Below are 6,607 nucleotides of genomic sequence, written 5' to 3' on the forward strand. Positions count from 1 at the left end.
CGTCATGGGCCTCTCCGGAGTCCAGCTATGTAACGATTCAAAATTTCGCTTGACCTTGCTGCCTGCGTGCGTCTAGATTTTCGAGAAACCGATTACCGGCGTGACGCGGAACACTTCCGCCTTCGCCTCTGCAACGATGGAGAAATGAAGGGAGCTGCGCCATGCTGTCTGGATCGTTCAGTGCCCGGGCCTACTCGGTCTTTGACACCCTCCTGTGGATCGCCTGCCTGAACCTGCTGTGGATCCTCTTTACGCTGCTTGGCCTGGGCGTCCTCGGCGCAGGCCCTGCCACTGCGGCCGCCCAGATCGCCGTGCGCAAGCGCGCACGGGGTGACGCGGCGCCGCTGCTCCGCAGCTTCGGCGCGAATTACTTCCGGAACTTCGGCCGGGCCAACGTGCTCGCCCTGCCGGTGATGGCGGCGGCAGGTGCGCTGTCCATGAACTGGAACTACTTTTCAGCGTCGGGGGACCTGTTCTCGCAGCTGATGGCGGCGGGCATTTTTGTGGCGGCCATCTTCCTGGCCGGCGCAACCTGTTACCTCTTCCCCCTGTATGCGAGGTACGAGCTTCCCCTGGGGCAGTACCTGCTGACGTCTTCCCGCTTCGCGTTCCGGCACCTCGCCGGAACGGTCATCCTGCTGTTTCTTTCCGCTGCCGCGTTCTATGCCAGCACCACCGTCCCGGGGCTGATCCCGTTCTTCAGTATCGGGGCCTGGCTGTATGTGACGGGCTGGCTGTGCGACCGGTTCTTCACCGCCAATGATGAATCCGTGGCCGGGAATCCGGCGGCCGGAGCGGACATACCTGCAGGGAAGGGCTCCATCCCGTCGGCCTCCGTGGCCTGACGCCCGGAAGGCTGCGCGGCACCCGGGAGGAGCCGTCGGGCCCCCTGTGCTTGCTTCCCTTGCTTGAAACGTATCAACGAAACCCCCATCAAAAACTTTTGACCAAACAAAACCCCGAAGAAGTGGAAAAGGAAACCCATGATGCGCAGAAAAATCTCCCTGGCGGCCGCGGTGGTAACGGCCACGGCCATCTCCCTCACCGCCTGCAGCGGCGGCGAAGCCCCGGCGGCGGACCTCAGCACGGTGTCCATCATGGCGCCGTTCCTTGAGGCCCAGCCGCCCAGTGCGGACGGTGCCGTCCAGAAGAAGCTGGAAGAGCTCACCGGCAAGGACATCAACATCACGTGGACCCCCAACGCGTCCTACGAGGACAAGACCAACATCACGCTTGCCTCCTCCGAGATCCCGCACATCATGGTGATCCAGGGCAAGACCCCGGGCTTCGTCAAGAACGCGGAAGCCGGAGCGTTCTGGGACCTGACGGACAAACTTGATGACTACCCGAACCTGAAGACCACCTTCCCGGACATCCAGCAGAACGCCAGCATCAACGGCAAGGTGTACGGCGTGTTCCGCGGCCGCGCCCCGATGCGCGCCGCCGTGATGTTCCGCCAGGACTGGCTGGACAAGCTGGGCCTCGAGGCGCCCAAGACCACCGAGGACCTGTACACGGTGGCCAAGGCCTTCACCGAGCAGGACCCCGACGGCAACGGCCAGGACGACACCTGGGGCATCACCATCCCCAAGTGGGGCGCGCTGGGCAGCAACAGCCCCTACGACCTCATCGAGGAATGGTATGGCGCCGGAAACCGCTGGACCGAGAAGGACGGGAAACTGATCCCCAGCTTCGAAACAGAAGAGTTCCTCGAGGCCAACCGGTTCGTCAAGAAGATGGTGGACGAAAAGCTCATCAACCCGGACTTCGCCACCTTTGACGGCACCAAGTGGAATGAGCCGTTCTTCAACGGCAAGGGCGGCATCATCGTGGACGTCGACTCCCGCGTCAGCGTCCTGGTCAACCTGTTCAAGCAGGCAGATCCCAACAACTACGAGAACAAGGTGGGCTTCGTGGGCAACCTCGAAGGCCCCGACGGCGAACTGCACGCCCACCCCACCGACGGCTACTCCGGCTTCCTGGCAGTGCCCAAATCGAGCGTCCGCACCGAAGCCGAGCTGGCCAAGGTGCTGGAAGTCCTGAACACGATGAACGGCAAGGACGTGGCCATCCTGCTCAACAACGGGATCGAGGGCGTGAACTTCACCGTGGAGGACGGCAAGGCCGCCAGCATCAAGCCTGAGACTGAGGAGTCAAAGGCCGTCACTACGGACATCAAGAGCTACGCCCAACTTGGAATGAACGTTGGCGGCAACACTTTCTACCCGGTCAAGCAGCCCACGGAATACGAGCAGCAGGTCTTCGACAAGCGCACGGAAGTGATGGCAGAGGACCTCAAGAGCGCCGTCTACAACCCGGCCGCCCCGTACGTGTCCGCGACCTACGTCTCCAAGGGTGCCCAGCTGGACAACATCGTGGCGGACGCCAGGATCAAGTACCTTGCCGGCCAGATTGACGAGCAGGGGCTGAAGGACGCCATCAAGCTGTGGAACACCAGCGGCGGCGACAAGGTCACGGAAGAGATCAACCAGCTCTGGCAGGACAACAAGTAACAGTCCCGCCCGCACCGGCGGGCTCCGCACCTTCGCTATGGAGCCCGCCGGTCCAGGACCCACCACCACTTCCAGAAAGGAGGCCCTGAATGTCACAGCTGACAGACGCGCTGGCCTCGAACATCGGCCATGGCCAGGGCCCCGGGACGGATGCGGGCAAGAGCTCCAAGCCGCGCAAGCCACCAAAAGTCCCCCGCGGTAAATTCTCCGTCCATTTTGCGCACTACAAGTGGCTCTACCTGCTGCTGGTGCCGGGGGTGGTGTACTTCGCGGTGTTCCGCTATGCCCCGATGTACGGGGTGTCCATCGCGTTCAAGGACTATGTCCCGTTCCTGGGCGTGAACGGCAGCCCCTGGGTGGGGACCCAGCACTTCCAGGACTTCTTCTCCAACCCGGACTTCCCGCGGCTGCTCGGAAACACGCTGATCCTGGCGTTCCTGAACCTGGGCATCGCTTTTCCGCTGACCATCGTCCTGGCACTGCTGCTGAACGAGGTCCGCCTCTCCATCCTCAAGCGCACCGTCCAGACGCTCGTCTATATTCCGCACTTCCTGTCCTGGACCATCGTGGCGTCGCTGAGCTTCCTGCTGTTCGCCCTGGACTTCGGCCCGCTGTTCCTGTTCCTGAACAACGTGATGGGCACGAACATCGATTTCCTGTCCGATCCGAACTGGTTCCGGCCGCTGATCGTGCTGCAGGAGATCTGGAAGAACACCGGCTGGGGTACCATCATCTTCCTTGCCGCGCTGGCCACCGTGGACCAGGACCAGTACGAGGCCGCCATCATCGACGGCGCCGGCCGGTTCCGCAGGGTCTGGCACATCACCCTGCCGGGCATCCGCTCCACCATCATCGTGATGCTGATCCTGGCCATCGGGCAGATGCTCAACACCGGGTTCGAACAGATCTACCTGATGACCAACGCCCTGAACCGGTCCGTGGCTGACGTGTTCGACACCTACGTGTACTTTGTGGGCATCACCCAGGGCGCCTACAGCTACTCCACCGCGGTCGGGCTCTTCAAATCCCTGGTGGGCATCGTGCTGATCTTCGGCACCAACGCCCTGGCCAAGCGCTTCAACCAGAGCGGACTGTTCTAATGAAGATTCACAACACCACCGGCGGGCGGATTTTCGACGCCGCGAACTACATCTTCCTGGCCCTGATCGGCATCATCACCCTGCTGCCGTTCATCTACGTGATCGCAGGGTCCTTCGCCAACGAGGCCGAAATCACGCGGCGGGCGTTCTTCGTCTGGCCCGAACAGTTCACGCTGGGCTCCTACGAGTACATCTTCTCCACCCCAGCATTCACCAGGGCGCTGGTGACCACCATCCTGGTCACCGCCGTCGGCACCCTGGTCCAGCTCGCGTTCACCGTGACCATGGCCTACCCGCTGGCCAAGAAGACCCTCCGCGGACGGCAGGTCATCCTGTCCCTGGTGGTCTTTGCCATGGTGTTCTCCGGCGGCATGATCCCCACCTTCCTGCTGGTCAAGGACCTGGGCCTGCTCAACTCCTACTGGGCGCTGATCCTGCCGGCGGCCATCAACCCGTTCAGCCTGATCATCATCAAGAATTTCTTCCAGGAACTCCCGCAGGAGCTTGAGGAATCGGCCAAGATGGACGGCGCCACCGAAATCGGTATCCTGTGGCGGATCCTGCTGCCCCTGTCCAAACCCGTCCTGGCCACCTTCGCCCTGTTCTACGCCGTGGGCATCTGGAACGACTTCATGTCGCCCCTGCTCTACCTCTCTGACAACTCCAAGTGGACCCTGCAGATGTACCTCCGCCAGGTCACGGCGTCGTCGGACCTGCTCGGCACGGGCAACGTGGATCCGAACTACATCCCGCCCGAACAGGGCATCAAGTTCGCGGTCATTGTGGTGGCCACCCTGCCCATCCTCATCTTCTACCCGTTCCTGCAGAAGCACTTCGCCAAAGGCATGCTCATCGGCTCCGTCAAGGGCTGAGCCTGCACCACGAGAGAAAGCACAGCATGAAAATCCTGCTCGCCGGAGATTCCACGGTGGCAAACTGCCCCACGCACGAGTACCCCATGAGCGGCTGGGGAGCGCAGCTTGCCCCGCATTCCTATACCTGGGCGGCGGTGCACAACTTCGCCAAGGGCGGGGCCAGCACGGAGTCCTTCCGCGAGGAAGGGCTGTGGGGCCGCCTGCTGGCGGAGGCCGGGGAGGGGGACCTGGTCCTGATCCAGTTCGGCCACAACGACCAGAAAAAGCAGCACCTCGCGGCCCGGACCGGCTACGCCGCCAACCTGCGCACCATGGCGGGGGAGGTGCAGAACCTGGGGGCGCTCCCCGTACTGTGCACCCCGGTGGAGCGCAGGCACTTCCTGGACCGGCCGTCGTCGGGCGCTGCTGCTGCGGAACAAAGGCTGGAACAGAGCCTGGAGGACTATCCGGAGGTGGTGCGGGAGATCGCCCTCGAGCTGGGACTTCCGGTGCTTGACCTGAACGCGTGGACCCGCCGGCTGTACCTGCAGCTGGGGCGGGAGGAATCGGCGCCGCTCTTCTGCCACTTCGAGCCGGGGTCGCATGCCTACTGGCCGGACGGCCTGGCGGACAACACCCACTTCTCCCAGCAGGGAGCAGCAGTGGTGGCGGGGCACGTTGCCGCCCGGCTCGGTAAGCTGGGCCTGGTGCCCGGCAGCCTGGTGCGTACTGCGGCGGGACGCGGCTAGGTGGGCACGCCCGGCACCGAGGCGAAGGTGCTGTACAGCAACGCCCTCACGTCCCCGGCGGACGTGGCGGACTGGGTGGCGGAAGGGCCGCTGAGCCTGGGGACCCACCAGGGCGCCCTGGAACTGTCAGGTTCGCTGGACGACGCAGAATTCGGGGACCATGCGCACTGGACGTTCTGGTGCCCGGTGGAGCTCCCGGACGGCATCCGGATCAGCTGGGAATTCCTGCCGCTGGAGGAACCGGGCCTGGCCATGCTGTTCTTCGCCGCCCGGGGGCACGGCGGGCATGACCTGTTTTCCAGTGCGCTAACGCCGCGGACTGGGTACTACCCGCAGTATCATTCCGGGGACATCGATGCCCTCCACGTCTCCTATTTCCGGCACAAATACGAGTCGGAGCGGGCTTTCCGGACCTGCAACCTCCGGAAGAGCGCCGGGTTTGACCTGGTGGCGCAGGGTGCCGATCCGCTGCCGCCGGCCGGGGACGCGGTGGACTTCTACCGGATGGAGGTGGTGAAGGACGGGCCGCGGGTGGCTTTCGCCATCAACGGGCTGCCGCTTTTTGAGTGGCACGATTCTTCCCCGTCCCCGTCCCCGTCCCCGTCCCCTGCCCCTGCCGCGGCCGTGCTGGGCGGCGGATACCTGGGCTTCCGGCAGATGGCCCCGCTCCGGGCGGCGTACCGGAACCTGGTGGTGGAGGAGCTTTAGTCCGCTAGGGAGCGGGATCCGACGTGTGCTTCTTCGTCGGCCGGTAGCCGGCGAGTTCGGCGCGAACGTCACCTTCCTCGTGCTGGCCCTTCTCCTTGCCGAACGGCAGGGCCTTCAGCAGCGGGTGCAGGACAGCCATCACTGCGAGGCCCCAGGCGAGTCCCAGGATGGCTGAGCAGAGGGTGTTCACGAGCCAGGCCAGGAGGCCGCCAATCCCCGCGATTCCGGCAACCGGGGCCTCGAGGGCGTGGACCAGGTCATACGGCAGGTGCCAGCCGAGGTCGTAGGCCCCCTGGAGCATGATGTGTCCGCCAACCCACAGCATGGCGACTGTCCCGATCAGGGTGATTGCGGCCAGCACGCCGGGCATCCCCTTGACGAGCATCTCACCAAAGCGCTGCGAGCCCGCAGATTCCTTGGCGGCAAGGTGCAGGCCAATGTCGTCCATCTTGACGATCAGTGCCACGGCGCCGTACACAAGCACCGTGATGGCGAGGGCCACGACCACCAGGATGGCGGCCCGCGCCCAGATGGATTCCGCGGCAACCTCGTTCATCGAGATGACCATGATCTCGCAGGACAGGATGAAGTCGGTGGTGATGGCGCCCTTGACCACCTTCGCTTCCGCCTCCGGACCGCGCTCGACTGCCGGCGCCTTTTCGTCCGAGTGGTCCCGGCGGAGC

7 protein-coding genes are annotated in these 6,607 nt (G+C 64.2%); 6 read left to right on the forward strand and 1 reads right to left on the reverse strand.

The window, feature by feature from the left end; genetic code table 11:
- Window positions 1–161: 161 nt before the first annotated feature.
- From ACKAE7_RS10105 to ACKAE7_RS10130, 6 genes are all read left to right on the forward strand, one after another.
- Window positions 162–845 carry a YesL family protein gene (locus ACKAE7_RS10105; protein ID WP_408979078.1) on the forward strand — a complete coding sequence of 228 codons (684 nt, stop codon included), beginning with the start codon at window positions 162–164 and terminating at the stop codon, window positions 843–845.
- A 138-nt stretch (window positions 846–983) separates the two neighbouring features.
- Window positions 984–2,513 carry an extracellular solute-binding protein gene (locus ACKAE7_RS10110; RefSeq protein WP_408979079.1) on the forward strand — a complete coding sequence of 510 codons (1,530 nt, stop codon included), beginning with the start codon at window positions 984–986 and terminating at the stop codon, window positions 2,511–2,513.
- A gap of 89 nt (window positions 2,514–2,602) precedes the next feature.
- A complete protein-coding gene (locus ACKAE7_RS10115) occupies window positions 2,603–3,613 on the forward strand; it encodes a sugar ABC transporter permease (RefSeq protein ID WP_229666499.1) in 1,011 nt (336 codons plus the stop codon).
- On the forward strand, window positions 3,613–4,485 hold the full coding sequence (locus tag ACKAE7_RS10120; protein WP_190614682.1) for a carbohydrate ABC transporter permease: 873 nt from the start codon (window positions 3,613–3,615) through the stop codon (window positions 4,483–4,485). The genes ACKAE7_RS10115 and ACKAE7_RS10120 overlap by 1 nt, the downstream gene beginning before the upstream one ends.
- 26 nt (window positions 4,486–4,511) lie before the next feature.
- Window positions 4,512–5,216, forward strand: a complete 705-nt coding sequence (locus ACKAE7_RS10125) for a rhamnogalacturonan acetylesterase (protein ID WP_408979080.1) — start codon at window positions 4,512–4,514, stop codon at window positions 5,214–5,216.
- Entirely contained in the window at window positions 5,217–5,924 is a 708-nt protein-coding gene (locus ACKAE7_RS10130) for a DUF1961 family protein (protein ID WP_408979081.1), read from the forward strand. It abuts the gene before it with no gap.
- Window positions 5,925–5,928: 4 nt separating this feature from the next.
- Here ACKAE7_RS10130 and ACKAE7_RS10135 read toward each other — a convergent pair.
- Window positions 5,929–6,607: DUF808 family protein (locus tag ACKAE7_RS10135; RefSeq protein ID WP_408979082.1), on the reverse strand; the 679-nt coding region annotated here is incomplete at its 5' end.

The organism is Pseudarthrobacter sp. NKDBFgelt (assembly GCF_046097905.1).
Classification (GTDB): Bacteria; Actinomycetota; Actinomycetes; order Actinomycetales; family Micrococcaceae; genus Arthrobacter; species Arthrobacter polychromogenes.